At 53.9% G+C, this 21,888-nt stretch carries 17 protein-coding genes; 3 read left to right on the top strand and 14 right to left on the bottom strand.

Features of this window, described 5'->3' with window-relative positions:
• Positions 1–66 precede the first annotated feature (66 nt).
• The 14 genes from LOC67_RS06395 to LOC67_RS06460 all read right to left on the bottom strand — a co-directional run bounded on the left by LOC67_RS06395 (position 67) and on the right by LOC67_RS06460 (position 18,582).
• Entirely contained in the window at positions 67–1,779 is a 1,713-nt protein-coding gene (locus tag LOC67_RS06395; protein WP_230261701.1) for a FecR domain-containing protein, read from the bottom strand.
• Positions 1,776–2,423 (bottom strand): sigma-70 family RNA polymerase sigma factor, encoded by a 648-nt coding sequence (locus LOC67_RS06400; RefSeq protein ID WP_230261702.1) that lies wholly within the window; start codon positions 2,421–2,423, stop codon positions 1,776–1,778. The genes LOC67_RS06395 and LOC67_RS06400 overlap by 4 nt, the downstream gene beginning before the upstream one ends.
• Positions 2,424–2,537: 114 nt before the next feature.
• Positions 2,538–3,467, bottom strand: coding sequence for a histone deacetylase (locus LOC67_RS06405; protein ID WP_230261703.1), 930 nt, complete (start codon positions 3,465–3,467; stop codon positions 2,538–2,540).
• A 51-nt stretch (positions 3,468–3,518) separates the two neighbouring features.
• Positions 3,519–4,004, bottom strand: coding sequence for a hypothetical protein (locus tag LOC67_RS06410; RefSeq protein ID WP_230261704.1), 486 nt, complete (start codon positions 4,002–4,004; stop codon positions 3,519–3,521).
• 797 nt (positions 4,005–4,801) lie between these two features.
• On the bottom strand, positions 4,802–5,809 hold the full coding sequence (gene cmoB / locus LOC67_RS06415; RefSeq protein ID WP_230261705.1) for a tRNA 5-methoxyuridine(34)/uridine 5-oxyacetic acid(34) synthase CmoB: 1,008 nt from the start codon (positions 5,807–5,809) through the stop codon (positions 4,802–4,804).
• Entirely contained in the window at positions 5,806–6,540 is a 735-nt protein-coding gene (gene cmoA / locus LOC67_RS06420) for a carboxy-S-adenosyl-L-methionine synthase CmoA (protein WP_230261706.1), read from the bottom strand. The genes cmoB and cmoA overlap by 4 nt, the downstream gene beginning before the upstream one ends.
• Before the next feature lie 288 nt (positions 6,541–6,828).
• Positions 6,829–7,779: a DNA integrity scanning protein DisA nucleotide-binding domain protein gene (locus LOC67_RS06425; protein ID WP_230261707.1), complete on the bottom strand. Its 951-nt coding sequence runs from the start codon at positions 7,777–7,779 to the stop codon at positions 6,829–6,831.
• Between the two features lie 193 nt (positions 7,780–7,972).
• Positions 7,973–9,910 carry a reverse transcriptase family protein gene (locus LOC67_RS06430; protein ID WP_230261708.1) on the bottom strand — a complete coding sequence of 646 codons (1,938 nt, stop codon included), beginning with the start codon at positions 9,908–9,910 and terminating at the stop codon, positions 7,973–7,975.
• Between the two features lie 6 nt (positions 9,911–9,916).
• Positions 9,917–11,602 (bottom strand): metal-binding protein, encoded by a 1,686-nt coding sequence (locus LOC67_RS06435; protein WP_230261709.1) that lies wholly within the window; start codon positions 11,600–11,602, stop codon positions 9,917–9,919.
• 266 nt (positions 11,603–11,868) lie between these two features.
• A complete protein-coding gene (locus tag LOC67_RS06440) occupies positions 11,869–13,647 on the bottom strand; it encodes a hypothetical protein (RefSeq protein WP_230261710.1) in 1,779 nt (592 codons plus the stop codon).
• Between the two features lie 493 nt (positions 13,648–14,140).
• The gene (locus LOC67_RS06445) at positions 14,141–14,317 is read right to left on the bottom strand and encodes a hypothetical protein (RefSeq protein WP_230261711.1); all 177 of its coding nucleotides are present in this window, start codon (positions 14,315–14,317) and stop codon (positions 14,141–14,143) included.
• 335 nt (positions 14,318–14,652) lie between these two features.
• The gene (locus LOC67_RS27535; protein ID WP_230261712.1) at positions 14,653–16,032 is read right to left on the bottom strand and encodes an O-antigen ligase family protein; all 1,380 of its coding nucleotides are present in this window, start codon (positions 16,030–16,032) and stop codon (positions 14,653–14,655) included.
• 2 nt (positions 16,033–16,034) lie between these two features.
• A complete protein-coding gene (locus tag LOC67_RS06455) occupies positions 16,035–17,798 on the bottom strand; it encodes a GumC family protein (RefSeq protein WP_230261713.1) in 1,764 nt (587 codons plus the stop codon).
• 220 nt (positions 17,799–18,018) lie between these two features.
• Positions 18,019–18,582: a tRNA (cytidine(34)-2'-O)-methyltransferase gene (locus tag LOC67_RS06460; RefSeq protein WP_230261714.1), complete on the bottom strand. Its 564-nt coding sequence runs from the start codon at positions 18,580–18,582 to the stop codon at positions 18,019–18,021.
• A gap of 221 nt (positions 18,583–18,803) precedes the next feature.
• Between LOC67_RS06460 and LOC67_RS06465 the strand changes: the two genes are divergently transcribed.
• The 3 genes from LOC67_RS06465 to nagB are packed head-to-tail and all read left to right on the top strand — an operon-like array spanning position 18,804 to position 21,837.
• Positions 18,804–19,712, top strand: a complete 909-nt coding sequence (locus LOC67_RS06465) for a hypothetical protein (protein WP_230261715.1) — start codon at positions 18,804–18,806, stop codon at positions 19,710–19,712.
• Positions 19,709–21,073 (top strand): HD domain-containing protein, encoded by a 1,365-nt coding sequence (locus tag LOC67_RS06470; protein WP_230261716.1) that lies wholly within the window; start codon positions 19,709–19,711, stop codon positions 21,071–21,073. Before LOC67_RS06465 ends, LOC67_RS06470 begins: the two co-directional genes overlap by 4 nt.
• Positions 21,058–21,837 carry a glucosamine-6-phosphate deaminase gene (nagB, locus tag LOC67_RS06475; protein WP_230261717.1) on the top strand — a complete coding sequence of 260 codons (780 nt, stop codon included), beginning with the start codon at positions 21,058–21,060 and terminating at the stop codon, positions 21,835–21,837. Before LOC67_RS06470 ends, nagB begins: the two co-directional genes overlap by 16 nt.
• Positions 21,838–21,888 lie beyond the last annotated feature (51 nt).

Below are 21,888 nucleotides of genomic sequence, written 5' to 3' on the forward strand. Positions count from 1 at the left end.
CGTGAATCCGTTTCTGTTTACTCAGTATTGCTTGGCTTTGGATCGCCATATTTTTTCTTCGAATGACTACGGCAATGGCGGAAGACCACCAATAAACACAGGATCAATATGATGGTCGTCGTCCAGTGCGTCTTGGATAAATAGCCCATCTACCGATTCACCGTCGTCGAATCCCAAGTCCGTTAAATCGACACCGACAACCAATCCTCGGAATCGAATGGTTTGTCGACGTGCGACGGTTTCAGTCGACTGAACTTCACCGACCGAAGAAACAGGTCCGGGAAACATATGGACATAAAAGTCAGCGAGCGGATGAGCAGACGGAGATTCCAACGTCAGGTCAAACGACGTGATCGTCTGCACCTTCAATCCGTCACGAAACTTAAGTGGCCCGATGTGAAAGGCGTCTCCATCAGGTGGATTCGAAAATGCCTGCAAGTCAAAGACGACCAGATCATCGCCCGGCCCATTGACGATCGGACCTTCAAACTGAATCGCCATCCCAGGCGTCGGATCATCACCAACCGATACCGGATCGGAGCTGTACGGTGTTCTGCTACCACCCGGGTTGATCACTCCAGTCACCAAGCTGTTGTCGGACGTTAGCGACGCACGATCCACTGGCAGCGTTGCCGGTCCACAAAGAAACCCACCGACTTCCGGAGAACTGAATGCAATCGTCTTCGCGCGAATCAATTGCTTGACCGGGATCGTTTGAATCTGACCACCACGCTGAACCGTGACACTGACAAGCTGGTCGGCATGCCCGGCCTTGTTTTCACGAGCTTCGTAGCTGATCACACGATCTGGCAATTCACGCCGATAAAGTCGTGGATCGTACGCGATCGGATCTGCACCGAATTCGGATAACGCCGCAAAGCGCTGCGCTTGACCGTCAGTCAGATGCACTTGTGAATGATCAGTGGTCGTCGCCGTGGTCGAAGTTTCATAGACGTCAGCCGCACCTTCCACGACATGCACTTCCGTCTCGCTAGTCTCAGCAACATTGATTGTGAAACGGGTGCCTCGATCGACAACACGCATCATCGGTGTTTCGATCCGGAACCCTTCCGCACCATCGGGTGCGTGCACACTGCATTTGCCAACATCCAATCCCAAGCATTCGTCGGAAAGAACACGAAAGACGGCGGGGCCTTCGATAATGGCCTCTGCGCCACTTGGAAAATGGACTTCGGCCAAGCCTGTCATCAGCACATAGTCACGTTGACGCGATAGAGCCGAATCCACTGGCGGCAGCAGCTCGCCAAAGAATTTTGCGTGAGCGAGATTGGCGAAACGAACGGTAGCGATTTCGTTGGCAGCAATCTCCGAGTTTTTTTGATTTCGATTTTCAGAGACAGCAACGCTGGTCCCTGCATCGCGGCTTACCGACTGCCAATAAAGCAGAGAAACGATTCCGATTAGCGTTGCCGCAATCAGTGCCAGGAATGTCGGCGGGATGGGACTTGCCACCGTCACAGGTGAAACGGAATCGGACGCATTCGCCTGCACATCAGCCATGACGTCGTCGACGAAACGTTCTGGTGAACGAGGCAATCGCTTCATCACCTGAACAACAAAGTCGTCTTCCTGGTCGGCAGCGATGTCTTGCTTGGCAACCAAATTCAGCAGGCGATGGGTCTGGTACAGATCGGCGGCTTGCCCCAGTTGCCGATCGTCAGACTCAAGCAGCTGACGCAGCTCGTCCATCGACGACGCATCAAGTTCACCTTCAAGATAATCCGTCCACAGTTCTGCGAACCGATGTTCGTCACTCATCCGAGTTCACCTCCTTCGCCAGCAACAGATCGCTGCTCAACACACTCTTGAAGCCGTTGGCGAATTTGCCAAAGCTGCTTTTTCACAGCTGCGACCGACCGTCCGCTACGGATAGCCATTTCCTCTAATGAAATTTCCTCATCGTAGCGCCAGCGAATGAAACGCCGCAGATGATCGGCTAGTGAATTGACGCAAGTTTTCAGTGACTCCAACCGTTCGATCTCAAACTCCGTCGGACCACTCGCCCTTCGTTCTAGCTCTCGCTGCAAAAGATCGGGTGCGTAGCGGGCGTGGTAGTCCGCGACGCGGCGCAGACGAGTCATCTCGGTCTTCAACTGATAACGAGCGATCGCGAACAGCCAAGCTTCAAAGCGAGTTCCCGGCGCGTAATCTGCCAGTCGAGAATACGCGGCAACAAAAGTACGCTGAGCGATATCGTCGACGTCGATCCCGGGCGGAGCCTGACCGGCCAGCCAAGCTCTCAAACGAGTCTCGAAATGGCGCACAACGCCTTCATAAGCAGACGTTTCGCCGCCACGGGCGCACGCGATCGCCCGCTCCAACTCAGCATTAATCGCTGGCTCGGTGTCGAAATCAGGGGCGCATTGACGCCTGGTATCGCTCGTGTCCTTTGGAACCGTCATCGCCTTACTATGGCAGCTAAAGCGACAAGGTTACCCCTTCACGAGAAAATAAACTCTGTTTTTCCACGAAAACGAATCTGTGGTCTCGCAATGCGAGAAATGCCGACCATTCGTTTACAGCGGCAAGTTTTCCAGATGGACTTTGACGCATTCGCGCATCGCCTGCGGATCGTAGCCGCCTTCCTGAACCGAAACGAGCTTTCCATCGCAATGCTCGTTTGCCAATCCAACAACGAACTGTGTCATCTCTTTAAAGTGCTTTGCATCCAACCCCAAGGACCCGACAGGATCGTTGCGGTGGCAATCAAATCCGGCACTGAGGAGCAACAACTGCGGTTTGAACGAAGCGGCGAATTGTTCTAAATGGCTGCGGAATTGATCCATGTAGGACTGCGGCGATGTCCCGAATCCGATCGGAACATTCATAGTCGTTCCTAAGCCCGCGCCGGTACCGGTTTCATCTTCGTCTCCAGTCCCTGGATAAAACGGCCAACGATGAATTGAAAAGAATGCGACCTGAGCGTCATCCCAGAAGACGTCCTGTGTACCGTTGCCATGATGGACATCCCAATCCACGATCATCACTCGGTCAAGTTTTAGACGATCGATCGCTAAGCGAGCGCCAATGGCGATGTTGTTGAACAAACAAAATCCCATAGGTGCACCGGCAAGTGCGTGATGCCCAGGCGGTCGAATGAAGCAATAAGCACGCTGATCGTCACCCGCAACCACCTGCTCAACGGCATCACAAACCGCTCCAGTTGCAAGCCGAGCGACATCGTAGGACTCAGCACTCATGACCGTGTCGGTCTCGATCCTGCCTCCACCACGGGCAGCGAAGTTGCTGACCTTTTCGATGTAGTACGGCTGGTGGATAGAACCGATCTGCTCCGCGGATGCCAGCTCCCATGTTGGACGAACGATACCGTCTTTTTCGCCCAGCGTTTTTAGGTATTCACCTGCCGGCTCCAACCTGGCTGCACATTCAGGATGCTGACCGGTGTTGTGAAGGCGAAATCGATCGTCTTGGTAAAGCAACGTCATCAGCTATCGATACTTAGCAGGTGTAACACCGATTCGAGAATGCGGTCTTGATCAGCGGCCGCTTTCGGGCCACTGGGCTGGAATCAATTGTATCCCGCTTCGACCGTTGGGTTCGGCAACGCGAAGTGAATCACGGACGTAATTGTGACACTCGATACACAGCTTCGTCATACTCAGATATGTAAACGTCGCACCCTGATGGTTTTTCTTTTCCGCCAAGTCTTCAAGCTCGGAACACTGACGGCGGAATTCCGCACTGAAGTGCTCATAAACTTGGTCGCGTGCTCGTGGCCACTCTGCAGCTTCACTGATGAGTTTCATCTCCTTCGCACTTTTGGCAATCGATGTGAAATCATTGCGTAACAGTCCTTCCAGCACGGCCTGCGACCGTTTCAGTTTGGAACGCATGAGCATCCCTTCGGACTGTTCGATCGGTTGAACCGGCTGGTCAGCGAGCGCATCGACCAGACAAAACACTGAAATTCCACCGATAAACAAAGCCGTTAAACCAGCCCCGAGCAGTCTTTGTTTTGACATCAGATTGGCCCTCTTTCGCGACAACGATCACTGTGAAGCGTGTGTCTCACAAAAAGAATGCATCGCCGCCTTCCGCGGAGCCACGTTGCTCGATCAAAACGATCCGTTTCGATGCGATAGATCGTCGTGGCTCTTGTTGCGGATCCGTTGCAAAACACACCGACAAATCGTGGCTGTAGCAAAACGAAATGACCTTCGGCTATGCCGATCCGACCCCACTGCGACAACTGCGGCGATTTCGTGACAGCCTGTCACAAACTGTGCAACTATGAAACGGTTTGCGAGGAAAACGATGCCGTGGGTACTTCAGTTCACCGAAAATGCTGATGATGATTTTGGAGAACACTGATCTGCACTAATCGAACACTAATCGAACACTAATCGAACACTAATCGAACACTAATCGAACACTAATCGAACACTAATCGAACACTAATCGAACACTAATCGAACACTAATCAAAGCCGATGCGTGGATGAAATTCAATTCTGCGGATGGAAAATCCAAGTTGCTCATCGCGTACACTCCACCATCATAGCTCACCTCGAAATACTCGTTGCGGGGTACGCTCATTAGTGTTGATTAGTGAAGATTAGTGGTTGGAAAAGGGGAATACTGATCTGCACTAATCAAAGCCGATGCGCGGATGAAATTCAATTCGGCGGATACAAAATCAAAGCTGCTCATCACGCACACTGCACCATCATAGCTCACCTCGGAATACTCCTTGCGGGATACGCTTATTAGTGTTGATTAGTGAAGATTAGTGTTTGGAAATTCAAGACCACGAATGCATCTTAGACACGTTCGGCAACAATGATCGCTCGGACGGGACCTGGATAACCTTCGATCGTCTTATCCGGATCGTTGGGGTCCATAAAGTCAGTTAACGATTGAAAAGTCATCCAATCGGTCGTCCGCTGCTCTTGCGAGGTCGTGGCGGTCACATCGATCAGGCGTTCGTTCTTGAAACCTGTCCGACGTAGCCACCGGAAGATCATCGGTACCGAAGGCAAAAACCACACGTTGCGCATCTGTGCATAGCGATCTTCAGGAACGAGCACACGAGGCTGATCACTCTCGACGATCAGTGTTTCAAGGATCAATTGACCACCTTGGACCAGTGATCCAGCCAGACTTCGCAAATGGTCGATCGGACTAGTACGGTGGTAAAGAACTCCCGCCGAAACGGCGACGTCAAACAGCTCTAGCTTTGCCGGTAGATCTTCATCGATCAGCGGAACCACGTGATGCGGGCACTCGGGTCCGGCGTAGCGACGAAAGACTTCGAACTGGGCAAGGAAACGGAGGATCGGATCAAGTCCCAACACAAAGCTGGCTCCATCACCAAGCATCCGCCAACCGTAGTACCCGTTCCCGCACCCAACGTCCAGCACTTTCTTTCCAGTGAAATCGACACACTGCTGGATGCGATCATATTTCCAGTCCGAGCGCCATTCGGTATCGATGACATGCTCACTGAATTCCAAGGGACCTTTTCGCCAAGGGTGGAATCGCATCAGTAAGTCTTTCAATTGCCCCGACGCATCCTCGTTGCTGGGCGCATCGTTAGCCGCATCGCCCGTCGGGACGACTCGGACGCGAGCGCCAGAAAGATCCAGCCGATATTGATCAGCCGAAGGAAGCTCATCAAAAGTTTTGATCCAACGCTTTAAATCACCGTTGGTTGGCTGGTCCAAACGAGCTTTTGAAAGGCTTGCGACCAGATCGGCAAAGTCGCCTTGCTTTTGATCTCGTAGCCATTGATCCAGTTCACGCCGATCAAACCATGCGGGAGCGGTCATGATGACTTGATGGCAAGAATGGAAACGAAATTAAAACATTGAAACCACGGCGAAACCGTCTCGAATCCGGCTTGCCGCAATCTAGAGACGTGCGTTTGAACCGTTTCGGGAATCAATGTGTTTTCCAGCGAGCTGCGTTTTTGGGCAATTTCCAACTCGCTGTAGCCGCAAGCTCGCTTGAAATCCAAGTGCAGGTCAGCCAGTAAAGACTGCTCTGCCGGATGATCAAAGCACACCTTTTCGCTGAGCACCAAACCGCCACCAGGAAGCATTGCGTCATAACATCGCTGTAGCAGGTCTGATCGTTTATCCGCAGCAATGAACTGCAATGTGAAATTCAGAACGATCATCGAAGCGTCCGTCATCTCGGTTTCACAAACGTCCTGCAAATGAACCGCAACATCACACAGTCCGACCTGCGTGTCCGCTTCAACACGTTCGATCAACCGACGAACCATCGCTTCGGAATTGTCAATCGCATGGATGGTTGCATCCGACGGAGCTTTGCCACGAATCAAAGTCGTTGCGGCACCGAGCGAACACCCCAAGTCATAAACATTGGATTTTGGAACTACCAATCGTTCGGCGAGCTGCTCGATCACGGACAGGATCGAAGTGTACCCTGGGACGCTGCGAGAAATCATGTCCGGGAAGACTTCGGCGACACTGTCGTCAAATTGGAAATTGCCGACGTGATTCCGCGGCAATGCATAGATGTTGTCTCGCGACATGGTTTCGACTGGCTGGGACTCGACTGACTAAAACGGGGGCTGCTGGATGCTGGTCAATTGCATCTTGATTCGCTATTGATCTTGCGAATCTGACTGGCGATGCAGATTGCCGAACAAATAAACAGCACCGCATCGTCGTGCCGGACCGACAAACAACGTTGGCAAAGGTGCCCGATCACCTAACGGCGCGGCGGTATCGATCCTGACACCGTCAAAACGCATGATGATTTCGCACGGCAACCTACCGGGGGCCGATTCACCTGAAACGTCCACGCATGGCAAGCGGGTTCAATCGTCGCCGCTAGCAGTGGGGGGCTTGAAAGAAATTTCCTGCCATTTGATGCCCTTGTCCATCGGCTCGATCTGCATCTTCAGATACCCATTTTGATACAGACGCACCGTTCCTGTCGACTGGCTGACGACAATCGCGATCGCTTTCGTGCGCCGCGTGATCGCTGCAGCTGCCCAGTGCCGTGATCCCAGGCCTTTGGACATGTTCAAATCTTCGTGCAAAACCTCCAGCATCTGGCGGCTACGCTCGATTGTCCCATCGGCTGTGATCAAAAATGCCCCGTCTAGCTGAGCAAGCTCTTTCGCGTCTTCCTGAGTCTTGGGATCCAACAGGTTCCGCGCTTTCTTGTTGTACCCCTTGAAGGGATCCACCCCGCTTTCGCTGGCATGACGCAAAACGTTTCGCGTGTCGCCGACGACAAACAAGGCTCCGCAAGGTTTGCCTTCGCGACCTTCGACGCCGATCTGAACCGCTAAATCGACAACGGCCTTGAGGACTTTCAGAGGGACGCTGCTTTCAAGTGACTGCAAATCCCGAGTGCTCAACCGACGCATCCGCTCGTCAAGCTTCAGATGGCTGATCGAATCCAGACGTCCGGTGGTAAATCCCCCGTAGATGGCAACCAATTCATCATTCGGCTTGATAAATTCGTCGGCAGCTGCTTCGAGAATCGCGTGCTGCAGGCGTTCCAATAGCGGCGCCTTTTCTTTGTTCAGAGCGATCGGCTTCAGCCCCGCTTCGGCCGCACCTTGCAATTCTTCCACGGTGTCGACGGCAACGATCAAAGGCTTTTCACAGCCCTTTTTTCGAACCATCTCGGAGATTCGTTCCCAATCGCTGGCCCCCTCAAGCAGCAAAACCAACGCGTCCGCATTGATTTCTTGGACCAAAGCCATCGCCGATTCGAGCATCGCAATGTTGTGTTTGGTCAGCCGGAGGTTTGCCATGGCAGGTCAATCAAGCGTCACTATGGTGAAGGAACAGATTTCTCCTTAACTGTAGCTCACCGGTAAAGTCCCGCCCAGTCAGTCAACGAAATTGCACAAGGAATGTCTCCCATTTCTTGTGCTCGCAGTTTGTATTGAACTGTATCAAATCAACTTCGACCAACGTCGCACTCGTTCGAATGAGCTATGTCGATCAATCAGCAATCGCATCCAGCTTGGCTCGCATGGTTGCGGCTTGGTCCGGCCGAGTCATCGCGATGTAGGCGATCATTCCCTCGAGCGACGCACGATAGTTGGGATGGTTGTCACGGTTCTGTGCTTGCAACCCGGTCTTGGATGCGTTGTGCAGAATTGCCCGAACCTGGCGCAGCTTCCTCCGGCCTACCCCAGCCTTATCGTTGACGACCAAGCTGGTGACACGCTGCGCCGCATTGCGGCGCAACACCCGCGTCTTGGACGTTTTCACCCGAAACCCTTCTTCTTCCGCGATGTGGCGAATCTTTGCGATCGCATACCCAATTTGCCCGGCAAAATCTGTCCCGCCGGACAGCGTCATATCGTCAGCGTAACGCGTATAGGTAAGGCCAAACTTGTTTGCGAAACCGATCACCCGCCGATCAAGCCTTTCGGTAACCAAATTGGAAATCGCTGGACTGGTGCAGGCACCTTGCGGCAGCACACGTGGCCCGGTTGCGACCTGATAGGCAGTCCCTTGATAGCTGACCTCTCGCCGCGGTGCTTCGGTACACAGCAATGCCAAAACGGTCGAAACCGCTGGCGAATAACCCAGCCAATGAAAGGCATGGCGAACACGAGCAAAACCGATCGTCGGAAAAAAGTCCTCCAGATCCATATTCAACAGGACTTCCTGACCGATATGCGGCTGGGCTCCGCTCACGATCCCTCGCCCGGGAACAAATCCGTGAACACAATCGCCAACCGGTAGATCGCGAAGGATCTGCGCATAGATCCATCGCTGAGCGGCGGCCAATCTGGGTAGCGGAGCCGACAAAGTCCGCGTGCCGCCAGAGCGTTTGGGAATCGAAAACGATACGTAGTGAATTCGCGACGCGACATCTTCGTGAAACGCCAACCAACGCAGCCTGCTGATCTCGATCCCCATCGCATCGGCCAAATCCTTGGTCGTATGCAGAACCGGCAGATTGACAGCCTGCAGCTTGTCAGCATCGCTTTGACAAAGATGCAGCTGCGTCGATACTCGCCTGCCGAGATAGTCAATTTGATTTGCCCGACGGTATTGGATTTCCTTCTCGCGCTGCTGGCGTCGCTCGGCCGCCTCAGCCTTTTTCAGTGCTTTGCGTTCAGCGCTGGCTTGCCGCTGAGCCTCGATCGCACCGCTCGCTGATCGCTGGGCCTGATGCCGCAGCAACAGATCGTCGGGACGATAGAAATCCATCTCCGCGCCGACTTCGTGGATGCGTCGCAATTCATCCGAAGTGAGCAGGCCTTCGGCGACCATGCCCCGGTCGATCAGGTTCGTCCTCGGATCATCCAGCGGGGGAATCAAATCCCGGCGGCCGAACCATGGACTTGCCCACAAATTGACCTTCTTTGCACTCGACAGCAGTTCGTCGCGATCAATCGGGAGAAACGATTTCGCGTCCAAATCCAGCGTGACGTTCTTTCGGCGCTGTGGCATTCGCCGCGATGACTTCGGCGGCACCGATGGGTTCGACGATAAATCTGCGGGCGCAGGTTGATCACCGGAGCGTTGCTTGCGACCTGATTTCGATTCGTCGTCTCCGCCCCCAAATAAGGACTGAATCAACCGACCAAGGAACCCTCGTTTTGGCTGCGATCGATGTCCACTTCGAAGGCTAGATGACACATCGGTAAACGAAGATCGGTATTCGCTGGGGTTAATGTTCGTCGGATGATAAACAAACGGCCGCGTCGAGTCGGTCAAGGGAACGGTTGTTCGGCTATAAGCTGGTCCCAGCACACCACGCCGGTGAAGGTCATGAATAATATCGCGGGACTCATTGTGGCGAACATCAATTCCTCTTGCTCGTGCACCGATCACAACGTCCGATGCGGTGAATGTCTGACCTGACTTAACGAGGTCGACAACATAAAGTTCGAACTTTTCGGTGGTTGCTTTGTCCGCCATCGCCGCCTAGTTCCAAAAACGCTGGTACCACTGATCAGCTGACTGACTCGACTGATCATCAATTAGATAGTTGCGGATCACTTGCAGGTGACGACACGGCCCCAGACGAAGCGCATTTTTATAGTGATGTGAACACTTGCAAGATCCGCGTCGAATCATGCCGTCGCTGTCGATCACCAAGCTCACTTCTTTCCCATCAAGAGACGCGTCGACGATCCGTAGCCCCTCATGTGTACTTTGGTCGCGATTGATGCGGATACGCTTGCTTCGAATCAGCGACATCGCGGCTGCCGTTTCGGGATCATCGTCACCGATTTCGTCCATCGACAAGGGAGCCGGCATCACCTGTCGCCATCGATATTGATTCGTTGATAAATCGTGTATCACTTGCCCAAGTAATGCCAAACGATTTAATCCTGCCGCGATCTCAACGGGACGTAGAGAAACCTTTTGCCGAAGCGAGTCAAACGTGTGTGCTGGGGATGAGTTGAACGCGGTTCCGATACTGACCAACATCGCATCGCTCAATTTCACCGGCGCGGTGAGCTGCGACAAAGCCGATGAATGCGTCCAGCCATTGGTTGTCCAACCGCTAAGGCCCAACGTCAATCGCATCGCCCCCATGCGAATTACCCAAAAGCTGGGCAAGCCGGTTCCCAGTACGCAGAGCTCTGCCGAATCCATCAGTGGCAGCAGCCGTGAAAGAACGTGCAAGCGGTCACGTCCCCACAATCGGATCGATAGGTTTTGCAGGCTTTCGTCATCCTGGGGCGGTAATGGGATCGACTTTTCCCAAGGCTCTAAAACCACTTGGGCTGACTTCCCATCGCTGCACTCGATCCGCAACGCCCGGGGGCTGTGCTTCGCCCGATTACGTTTCAAAAAAGCCAAGACGTTGTAGATCGCCTCGCGACTGAACTTGATACGCCGCATCGGCATACTCATCGCCGATTGCAAACGCATGAAACCACGCAGCCAACCATTAGGAAGATCGATTTTTTCCTCGTGATGGCCACCCGCCGATTCGGTTGTCACACCAAATCCATCCGGATCGATTTCGAATCGCGTTTCGCGGTAACTTCGCAATGTTTGAAAGTGCTCATACAGCTGCCAGGTGTAATCAACATTGGTTGTCCCCAACGTGACATCGGACTGTGCACGAAAGGCATCGCGATCAACCGACAGACATCCGTAGCTCGATTCATCCGCGCTAAAGCACTCAAACAGCAATGCATCTTCGGCGACGGTGACGACCGGATCGCAAGGCATCAGGTAACGCCACAGCTCGCGATCTCGGACCAACAAACGTCTGGAGTACTTGCTTCGCGCTCGCCAGTATTGTTTGCGCATCTGGCGATAATCATCTTCCAGACCTTCCGGCATCGGATCGGCGTGATCGCTTCGCAGTTCAGCCAGTTTTGATTGATAGACCTGACGGCGGATTTGCAACTCTCGCTGTCGCTGCGACTCTTGATACGCTTCATAAGCCGACTTATCACGCGGCTTGTAGCGTTGATCGTTGATCACGATATCGTGTAGCGCACCGATGGCTTCGCGAAACGCGATCGGCTCGACCAACTGACCTCGAAATCCGACCCGGTCACGCCGCAGGTTTGGTGCCAGCGCGATCGCCAATCCGCTTGAATCACGGCTGATCGCGCTGCGACGATGATAGCGTACTGATAGATCCATCGTTGGTAAGAAAAAATCGGGAGGAGTGTCCGAGCGACCGACTTCAACGCGTTGACCAAGGACGTTCCACCAAGCCAGATACGACACCGTATTGGCGAAAACCTTGTTGACTCAGTCCGCCGATACGGTGTCGTATCTGGCGAACGAACAACGGGCTTGGGGAAGCATAGCAAAGCAAGCTCACACCATGGCGTAGCACCACAGCAAATTAGGCTCGATCGTCGATTCACTCCTCCCGACTGGACGTTGCGTTCTGTTATAGCGTTCTAGGCTGAAAACGTCAGCTCACGAAAAGCTGATTCGAATTTATCTTTGAATTCAGGACGGGCTTCGATCAACCGAGTCAGCCCTGCGAGCGTCGCCTTCCATTCGGTCGAACGAATTGAACGAATTCCGATCGAAAGAATTGGCTCTAACTGGTCATATTGATCCGGTGACCGAATCAGTTGATCGATCACCTGGTTCATCACACCCGGCTTGCGCCGACTTCCACGGCGAGTGTTTAATAGCACTGTCGCCCACAATCGCCGCAAGTCGGATTCATCTAGGTTCTTCGAAACCAAACCACCGCTGGACTTCCGCGATCGCAAACTGGCATTTGACAACTGATCTTCTAACAATTCAGACAACAACATCTGAATGTCATCGTAGGGTGATTCGATCAATCGCTGCCACAGAATCGTGGCCTCAAATAGTCGTGGATCTGACCGCAACCAATGCCAACCCTGAAGTCGAACTTCTTCGTGTCGACTGTCGAGAACTTCCATCGCCAACTCGGGTGCAAAACCCGGCGATTTTGAAACCGCCGCACAAACCGTTTTGATCAAATTCGAACGCTCGGTTTCTGATTCGGATTCGCACACCCCAAAGGCAGCTAAACAGTCTTCCCGTGTTGTGAGTTGACATTTTTCCAGCCAGCGATGGGCCAACGAAGCGACCAGCGACGAAGAATGATTCGCGACGGTCACAATTTGATCGATCGACAAGCGGTCCGCTGAGACATGTTTTGCTGCCAATCGGCAGATGCCTTCCGTCGTCACCGGATTGCTTTGCTGCAGTAAATCGAGCCATCCATCCAAATTGATTTCGCCGGCCTGGGAACTTGATTGCAAAAGCTCGATCGCGAACTCGGCAAGCTCTGACGAATCGCCGGATACCCACCGAACCAGCGTCGAAACCTCCACCGCCGCCATCGCCGACTCATGGTGCTCGCGAATCAAGGCGATGCACCACTGGCGAACTGGGCGGCACTGGCTCGTTTCCAACAAGTTCATTAGCGACTGGGAATCACTGGCCCATGCATTCGCAAACGCAGGCGCCGCCGCCAAATCGCCTAGCGACCGGCCTCTAGAAAGCATCCAACCGGCCGTTGACGATTCTAAAACGTCGGTGTCATGGAATAAAACATGAACCAACCCCCAGTTGTCGATCAACGCCAAACCGTCCGCCACATCGGAATCCGTGTAACGGCACAGTGCGTAGGACACACCCTTCAGGTACCGAACCGGGTCAGACAGCCCGAGCTGTCGAAAATATCGCCAGCTCCGCCGCTGCAAATAACGCCGTGTCTTCAGCGAAAACAGTCGCAACACGGGAAGCCTACCGCGCGGTGATCTCTTCCACTTCAAAATGCGTGGGTCACGCGGCATTTCCGTGCCCGCCGGTACCGCAGCAGTTTCTTCTTCCCAGCTTTCGCGTGTTGTCCAATCGTATCGATAGCTTTTCACCAGCTTGCGACGAATGGAGCGATCAAAGGCCACCATCATCCAAGCCATGACTTCATCGTCACCCGCTTTTTCGGCCAACTTGAATAAGCGTTTGACTAGAGCTTCATGCCGAAAATGGCTGAGCGGCTGATCGAGGTATCGCGACAGAAACGCACGTGCCTCAGGTCGTCGATCTGAAAACCAAGTGTTCGCAAATGAACCAAGCGCGTCCGCGTTGTCACACCGACACAGTTCATCAACAAACGCAGGATCCCCCGCTTCGAAAAGCTCCTGAACCGCCTTCCACGAACTGCCAGACAACTGAAAACGTGCTGCCATCCTGCCGCCCACATCCTCCACGCGTCGCCATAGAAACCAATTCCGAGAGAGCTCTCGCCTAAGAATTCGAAGTTATACCTCAACTCGTCACTTCGATGGGCGTTGGCTTTTGCGCCAAAAACTAAAGCAGCAGAACCGCGTCTGTTCCGGGGCTTTGTCAGGTCCGACTCGGCGATAGACCGGTAGCGGAAGCAATGACACGTTCAGAAAGCGTGCTAGATCAATGCTTTCGGACCAGTGTTACCGGTCCTGCATCACTGCCCAAAGAGAGTTTAAAGCGGCCGAAGCTAGAAGGACGGCCGCCAGCACTTGCTCTTCGATCATCCCACGGTCTGGCGTCACCATGACTTTGTCTTGCGAACAAGTGAAATCACCGGATAACCGGCATGCCCCAGGGGTCGGCAGGTTCCTCCGCGAACGGTCGGATGAATCATCTGACCGGTGTCAACTGCTGGAATGACGAACGGGTTGTCCGCCTGCCAGACCCCGTTGTTCACTTACTGTCGAGAGTCTGTGCACCTGTTTTTTGCAGGCTGCTCGTCCCACGACCAATCCCGATCTGCTGAAGCAGTGAAACGGAAATGGACATCATGTTTCCATGAACTGTTTGAATGACGATTTGGGAACTGGCGGCACCGCCAGCTGCGGTTTGCGGAGTCAAGGTAACCATCGTTGGCCTCATTGATGGATGTGAAGAAAGACAACCTTTTATCGGATCAGGAACGTTAGCAACATTCGTTCCAATTCCGCTGCGGTTAGAACATCTACAAAATTACTCAACGCGGAAGAAGCTCGACCACGTCACCGCCAAAACCTATAAGACGACTTACCCGCAGCCCTGTGTGAATCGATGCGATCCAGCACACGAGTTTTCATACCGCTTTCATCATTGAGCGAATAGATCAATCAGGACCATTGATCGACGACTAACAGAATTGACACACCCCAATCAATTTGGTGACCACATCAACAGTCATTTTCGCCATCAGGCTGATGACTTGGTTCTCAAGATGAGATCTCATCAGGGCGTCGCATAATACGATTGGTCTGCCCAACGGCTATTCCGACCAGCGTGAAGAAGACGACCGATTCGTATCGAAGCGGTCCCATGAACGACGAACAGCCTAGGCTCCAACCGAGGTACCAGGCTGCGCAAAACACAAGCGACCAGCCTAAGTGATTGGCAAAGCGGTCGGCGCCGAACAAACGCAGTGACCTAAACGCAATAACGCCAAGTCCCACGAGCAGCAAACTCAACCCAATCAAACCGGTCCCTGCAAGAACCTGCAGATACACATTGTGAGCAGTGTGATTGGCGAAGTGATTCCAGACATAAAGACTGCCCGTCCGGCTCGTCATGTAATACCCATGGCCACAAACCGGCGCATGCACGTACTCCGACCACACCGCCGACCACATTTCCTGACGTCCTGACGCCTGCCTCAGCTGGCTCACGTCTTGCCCCCGCATCAGATACTGTGCGCTTGATCCCAACGCGTCTTCTGTGAGCGCGAAACCGGGATCAAGAACCAAGTACGCCAAACAAAACGCTCCTGCCATCAGCACCGACACGGCGCGAAACCGAAGCGTTCCGAACATCCAGACGCATGCCGGAATCGTCAATGCGGCGAGTATCGTTGCGGTTCGGCTGTTGCTTAGCAGTAACAACGGACCGCTGGTTATGAGCGTCGCGATAAGCATGCCCTTGGCCCAGTGAAATCGGAACACGAAGCACGCGATCGAAGCGAGAAGCAAACTTAGCGATGCGGCGGCTCCTGACGCGGTCGGATGCACTAACCCATCGCCCAGCAAATTCAGAATCGAACGGTCCAATCCCGAAGCGACCGGATCGACGAAATAAACCCCGACGATCAATGTCGCCAAGCAAACCAAGCTGGCACAAAGGTGCCACAAGATCCGTGAAACATTACCACGATGGTCGGCGATCGACGCCAAGACGATTGCGTAGACGAGCAATCCGTAAAAACCACCCACCTGTCCCACCGACGTGCCTTTTAGCGGCGACCATAGAATGGTGGTAACGGCCCAAGCGAAGAAAGCGATCAGAAAGACGAATGCTCGCGCGGCCTGCCGAAACCTAGCGTCCAGAATGCAGTGCAGCACCAACACGGTTCCGCCAAAGATCACCGAACCCAAGATCGCAGCCTTGCCCAATGCCAGCAAGCGATCCGAAGACGCATTTTCTGGCGGTATCCCGGGCATCGTGTATGTCAGCACCGGCAGCAGGTAAATCACGAACACGCAAAATGCGAAACGAGTTTCCTGAGCGGCCAAGAATCGCCCCCAAGCCGCCATACGATCGAGCAATCGAAGCTCTGTTGCCGGCGTCGGCTGAGCAGATGCTTTTGGCGCAGCAACATTCACGACTACTTTGCCGATCGCTTGGTGACGTATTCGTCGGAATCATCCTCGAAATACATCGAGTGCAAGCGAGACTCTTCGGCATCCGCTGGTGACATTTTCTCTGCCGCGGCAACACTGCTGGCAGTCGCTTCGCTATCGGCCGATTTGACTTCGTCCTTATCCGATGTCTTTGCCGGCACGACGGCATGCGCGGAACTTGTGGATGATTTTAAAGTTCGGTTTGCGGCACTGCGGCTTTCAGCGATGAACACGCAAAACAGTGGATAGCCAACCGAAACGGCTAAGCAAGCCAGGATCCCAAGTGCCGCGACCAAACCTTTGCGTGGACTCACGGGCCTTTCTTCGAAACTGGCTGGCTGGATCACATTGACACTCGTGATCCGCCGTTGTCTCAGTGCTTCGTCAATGCGAGCTTGGTCGAGACGCTTGCTGTGCTCTGAATACTGTCGCTCCAGCACATCAACGCGTCGTTCCAAAAATGCGATCCTTTGCTCGGTTTCGTTCAGTGCAGCCATCTCGGTCTGCAACTGTTGAACCTGTGCGACAAGAGACTCCTTCTTTTGCTCGTGCCCCGCTTGAGAAGCTTCTTCGAGCAACAGTTCCTGCTGCAATTGCTGGAACACAGGATTGATACCGCGAGTCACTTCGGCGCGTCCGTCTTCCTGCTGGTCAACAATTCGCTGTGCTTCGGCCAGCTGATTTCGTATCGTGATCAACCGAGGGTGATCGGACTTGTACTTCGCGGCGTATTCGCGTTCCAACACTTCCAAGTCAAACAATCGCCCACGCATTTCGTCACGAGCTTCATTCGCCTTTCCCTTGACTTCATCAGTCACCGTTCGGTCTTCGGTTTCTGCAAGAGTCGCTGTCAGCTTTTTTGCGCGTGCCTTGCTACCAGCCAAAAGCGTTTCGGTTTGCGATAGCGATTGCCGGACTTGAGCGAGTTGGTTTTCAAGAAGCTTTTGATGGCCTTCGACTGTTACCAAGTCGCTGCCGGTTTTCGCTTTCTGAAGTTCCCCGTAGGCCTGTTCAAGCTTTTGACGAATCTCCTCCTCTTCGGATAGAAAGAACTCGTGAGCCCCACTTGTGCGGTGAAGTTCGGCATGCTTGCTGAGATAACAATCCAGCCAAGCGGCCAAGACCTGCTGGGCAACGCGAGGCGACTTGGCCTGGTATTCGGCATCCACGACACTGGCTTCGCTTGTCGCAAAGACCTCTAGGTTGTCACCCAAATCACGAATCGCCCGCTCGCGTGGGGAAACGGGATCGATCGAAGCCAATGTCGATCCCAACTGGGATTTCAGCGATGTCACCACACCTAAGGTTCGAGCGACCGCGTTTTGTTCAGTCGCGTGAGCAGATTGCCCCTTGGCTTTGCCAGTGTCCGTATCGTTGTCACCAGACCGGCCAGCTTCGGTGGCTAACTCAGTTTCGGTAGCCAGCTCAGTGCCTTCTAGAATCAGCTCAGTACCTAACTTGTCAACGACTTCCGCCAGCAAGGCACGGCTATGCATCACTTGGATGGCCGTTTCGATATCGTTTTTCCGCGTGACCTGTAGATTGACCATCTGCCCGGCGGCTTCCGCGGTCGGGTCGATCGTTGCGTTTTCGTGCCCCATCCGCAGCAACAACTGAGTGCGGGAGTGATAGGTCCTTGGATAGAACACGATCACTGCAACCGCTGCGGCCAGAATCAGGCCGACCAAGACCATCGTCGAGATCAGATGTCGCCGAAACGATCGTGCCCAAATGACGATGATGTCCATGACAAAGACAAACGAGTGAACTTTACAAAGCAGCCTGGCGCGGTCGGTCCAAAACGGAATTGGTGGCGTCCAATTGGATACGGGCTTCCTAAATGGCTTCGTACCGACGGAATCCAGATTAGTAGTGGGATGAAGTTCCGTCCAGCATTACGGAGAAAACCGACATGGGAACACCGCTGCAAGGCTGGCGTAATACGCTGCACCGTTCGGATTAAGCCGACTATGACGATTGTCTCATCGCTAGCTGCCGCTGCTGTTCGAACAACACAATTCCGGCGGTCGTTGCCAGATTCAGGCTGCGAACGACTTTCGTGGTCGGTAAACGCAGCGCCCGAGGATCACCAGGCTGCATCACTTCGCGTGGCAGACCGCTCGACTCGCTCCCAAAGACGAAACAATCGCCGTGCTGAAATTCGACATCCCAGATGGTGCGTTCGGCGAATCGAGAAAAGAAATACATGTTGGTCGCTGGCAATTTCTGCGTCAGGTCGGACCAATTCTCGGCATCATCCAGATCGAGATGCTTCCAGTAATCCAAGCCCGCCCGTCGTACCCGCGAATCGCTGTAGTCAAAACCGGCTGGTTTGACGATCCAGAGCTTGGCACCAACGGCCACACACGAACGACCAATATTTCCGGTGTTGGGTGGAATTTCGGGATGGTACAGGACGACATGTGCGACCGGGCTGTCCGGATCGGCGGTTACCATCGGTACTTCGCGGGGGGCAGTCGAATCCGTGCGGAGACTGCTGCCGGTTGAATTTGCTTTGGAATCGTCAGTCATTGAAAGTTTCCGGCAATGGCTTTTTCGCTAAACGAAGGTTTCGCCATTGCGTGGGCATGGTGCCCGATGGGTTGCAAAGCGCTAGCTGCGCGTGACAAACTGTCCGTACATCATGACAGATTCCACGCGGATTTCAGCGGGGTGTCTTTGGTCGATCCAGACGCCCCAACGCTTGTCGCCTTTTCCAACGCCGATTTCACCCCTAGGTCGCGGCCCAAAATATGCCGATCCAAGTTACTTGCCGACATTGCCTGAAACGGTTCCAAGTCAGCGACAAGTTTGCCGGCAAGACCGGCCCTTGCCCGAGCTGTAAAAAGCCGATCGAGATCCCGAGCCTGGATGAACAGGTCGTCATCCACGCCCCCCAGGACGACTCACCCAAAGACAGCAAGGGTCAAAGCGTCCTCAAGCCGATCCAACGTAAAGAAACCGATGTGACTCGCATGGGGTTGCTGATCACCATCGGTGCCATCGTGGCTGTCTTTGGACTCGCGCTGGTATTTCGCTTCACACACCCTGAAGGTGTTGGCACTGACGGCTCACCAACAGACGGCGTTCCGCTATTCGCTCGATTGCTCGGCCTTCTACTGCTCGCCCCCCCGTTGATCTGGGCCGGCTATAGCTTCTTGTACGATCAAGATCGCGAGCCCTACGTCGGCCCTGAACTTCGTAACCGCGTTCTGATCTGCTCCGGTATCTTTCCGGTCCTCTGGTGCGTCTACGCATTTGTTCCTTCGTACGTGCTGGAACTCGAACACATCAACCAGATGTCTTGGGCAGTCTTCGGTGTGACGCTTTGCATCATGATCGCGTTGGGGGCACTCGCATCAGCCGCAACATTTGAACTGGAATACTTCAGCGGAGTCATCCACGCGGGGCTGTACTTTATTTGTATCGTCTTACTGGCATTTGTCAGTGGCGTTACATTGGCTGGGGCACCAACCGATGCGGATCTCGATGACTTGGAAGATGAAGAACTCGTCTGGAACCTCGATCAACTGCGTCCACCGTTCGCTGATCAAACGCATCAATACGGCAGCACGCTGATCGCCATGGCACCGATTGCCATAGCAGCCGACCTGACGATAACGTCGTCCGCCATTCCCACACCAACCACAATTTGCCAGTGATTCGCCTTCCCGAAATCGATCTCTTACACCAAGCGGGTGCCGGTTCGGGGTCTTTGATTCGGATACCTCCCTCGGACTCAGTACCGCTGACGGATCGAGTTCGCCGACTGCTCGATACATCAACGCTGCATCGCCTCGCCGGGATCAGCCAGCTCGGCCTGGTCTCGACGGTTTATCCCGGCGCTATGCATTCCCGCCTGGAACACACACTTGGCGTTTACCACAACTCCTTGCGTTTCTTGGCTCGGTTTTCGGCAGATAAACTCGGTGCAGAGTTACTGAACGAACCCGACTGCGACGCATTTATCCTGGCGGCACTTCTACACGATGTCGGCCACTGGCCGTTTTGTCACTGCATCGAAGACATGCAACTGGACGAGGTGCCACGACACGAAGAACGTTCTGCCGAGATCATTGGCCGAAGCGAAATCACTTCGCTGATCCAAGAGGATTGGCGCTGCAGTCCTGCCGATGTGATCGGCTTGCTCGTCGACCAAGAAAACGAGACACCAAGTCAACGATTCCTGAAAAGCTGCCTTAGCGGTCCGATCGATATCGACAAGTTGGATTACCTGCAACGTGATAGCTTGCACTGCGGTGTCGAATACGGACGGAACTTTGACGCCGGTCGATTGATTTCGTCGTTGGTAATCGATCCACATTCGCACCGTCTGGCCGTTGGCGATAAAGGCCGCACCGCTGCCGAAATGATGGTCTTTGCCAGATACATCATGTTCAGTGAAGTCTATTGGCATCACGCGGTCCGCGCGGCGACAGCAATGCTGCAGCGCAGTGTGTTCCTTTTGCACCACCGCCTGGACCTTTCCGCGTCACTAAAATTGGTCGACGCCGAATGGATCGCACAGCTTCGACGTACCGCGGCAGGAAGTCTTGCCGAACCGATGGTTGAAGGCCTGTTCGGTTCAAGAAGACAGCTGTTCAAACGCGTTGCCGAGTTTAGCGTCCTAAACGGCGAACAGGTTCATCAATCACTTGCGCACCGACCGCATTGGTGGCTTGTTTCACTTTCCGAAGCGTTGGCCGAGCGACTTTCCAGACAATACCGTGTCGCCCTCGCGCCGGCAGACATTTTGATTGATGCACCGCCGGTAAAATTAGAAGTCGACATCAACACCGCTGTCATGCATCACGACGGAGGCCTGTCACGACTTGGCGACGTTTCCCCCGTCGCCGCCGTGCTCGCCGAACGACAGTTTGATCATCACGTTAAGCGTGTCAGACTTTTTGTTCGTCCCGATCTCCGTGAACAGTTGCGAGACCGCCTTGCCACACCGCAACACTGGGCGGAACTGCTGCTCGAGACAGCACAACAATCCGAAAAACAATGGGCGTCAACGTGACCGAAGCTGTCAATGGGATCTCTGTCATCGTTTGCGATAGCGCTGACGACGCGTCAAAAACCACCGCCGAACTGATCGCTAATCAGCTCGGCCAGAAACCCAACAGCGTTCTCGGACTTGCGACCGGCGGGACCCCGCTTAAAACCTATCAATACCTGATCGAATTCAACCAAAGCGGCCGCGTCAGCTTTCGCGATGCGACGACATTTAACCTTGATGAATACATCGGATTGACGGGCGATCATCCGCAGAGCTACCGCTCGTTCATGAACGAGCACCTGTTTTCGAATGTCGATATCCCAATCGATCAAACCTACGTTCCCGATGGCAGCACATCGAACATCGATCAGCACTGCCGTGATTACGAAGCCCTGATCACAGACCATGGTGGGATCGACCTGCAACTGTTGGGCATCGGGCACAACGGTCATATCGCGTTCAACGAACCCGGATCGGACTCTCAATCGGCGACACGGCTTGTCGACCTGGCTGCCAATACGATTGAACAGAACTCGCGATTCTTTGACTCGCCTTCGGAAGTTCCGCGACAGGCAATCACGATGGGAATCGCGACCATCTTAAAAGCGAAAACGATTGTCCTATTGGCAACCGGCAGCGGCAAAAGCGATGCGGTCCGGGCAATGTTGTACGGCGACATCGGGCCACAAATGCCTGCGAGCTTCCTTCGCGAGCACCCCAACGCCATTGTCGTCCTTGACGCCGCAGCTGCCGAGGGCTTGCCATTAAATAGTGCTGCTTCGTAACGATACAGCGTCCGAATCGGCGTAGCCTTGCCGTATCCGTCTCATAATATC

It is taken from the genome of Stieleria sp. JC731, from assembly GCF_020966635.1.
GTDB lineage: Bacteria > Planctomycetota > Planctomycetia > Pirellulales > Pirellulaceae > Stieleria.

What these genes read in the sequence shown, in the direction of transcription:
- nagB (WP_230261717.1), top strand. Translation starts at nt 21,058, where the DNA reads ATGGGCGTCAACGTGACCGAAGCTGTCAATGGGATCTCTGTCATCGTT.
- LOC67_RS06395 (WP_230261701.1), bottom strand. Translation starts at nt 1,779, where the DNA reads ATGAGTGACGAACATCGGTTCGCAGAACTGTGGACGGATTATCTTGAA.
- cmoA (WP_230261706.1), bottom strand. Translation starts at nt 6,540, where the DNA reads ATGTCGCGAGACAACATCTATGCATTGCCGCGGAATCACGTCGGCAAT.
- LOC67_RS06465 (WP_230261715.1), top strand. Translation starts at nt 18,804, where the DNA reads ATGCCGATCCAAGTTACTTGCCGACATTGCCTGAAACGGTTCCAAGTC.
- LOC67_RS06410 (WP_230261704.1), bottom strand. Translation starts at nt 4,004, where the DNA reads ATGTCAAAACAAAGACTGCTCGGGGCTGGTTTAACGGCTTTGTTTATC.
- cmoB (WP_230261705.1), bottom strand. Translation starts at nt 5,809, where the DNA reads ATGACCGCTCCCGCATGGTTTGATCGGCGTGAACTGGATCAATGGCTA.
- LOC67_RS06425 (WP_230261707.1), bottom strand. Translation starts at nt 7,779, where the DNA reads ATGGCAAACCTCCGGCTGACCAAACACAACATTGCGATGCTCGAATCG.
- LOC67_RS06400 (WP_230261702.1), bottom strand. Translation starts at nt 2,423, where the DNA reads ATGACGGTTCCAAAGGACACGAGCGATACCAGGCGTCAATGCGCCCCT.
- LOC67_RS06405 (WP_230261703.1), bottom strand. Translation starts at nt 3,467, where the DNA reads ATGACGTTGCTTTACCAAGACGATCGATTTCGCCTTCACAACACCGGT.
- LOC67_RS06430 (WP_230261708.1), bottom strand. Translation starts at nt 9,910, where the DNA reads ATGGCGGACAAAGCAACCACCGAAAAGTTCGAACTTTATGTTGTCGAC.
- LOC67_RS06440 (WP_230261710.1), bottom strand. Translation starts at nt 13,647, where the DNA reads ATGGCAGCACGTTTTCAGTTGTCTGGCAGTTCGTGGAAGGCGGTTCAG.
- LOC67_RS06460 (WP_230261714.1), bottom strand. Translation starts at nt 18,582, where the DNA reads ATGACTGACGATTCCAAAGCAAATTCAACCGGCAGCAGTCTCCGCACG.
- LOC67_RS06435 (WP_230261709.1), bottom strand. Translation starts at nt 11,602, where the DNA reads ATGGATCTATCAGTACGCTATCATCGTCGCAGCGCGATCAGCCGTGAT.
- LOC67_RS06445 (WP_230261711.1), bottom strand. Translation starts at nt 14,317, where the DNA reads ATGGTTACCTTGACTCCGCAAACCGCAGCTGGCGGTGCCGCCAGTTCC.
- LOC67_RS06455 (WP_230261713.1), bottom strand. Translation starts at nt 17,798, where the DNA reads ATGGACATCATCGTCATTTGGGCACGATCGTTTCGGCGACATCTGATC.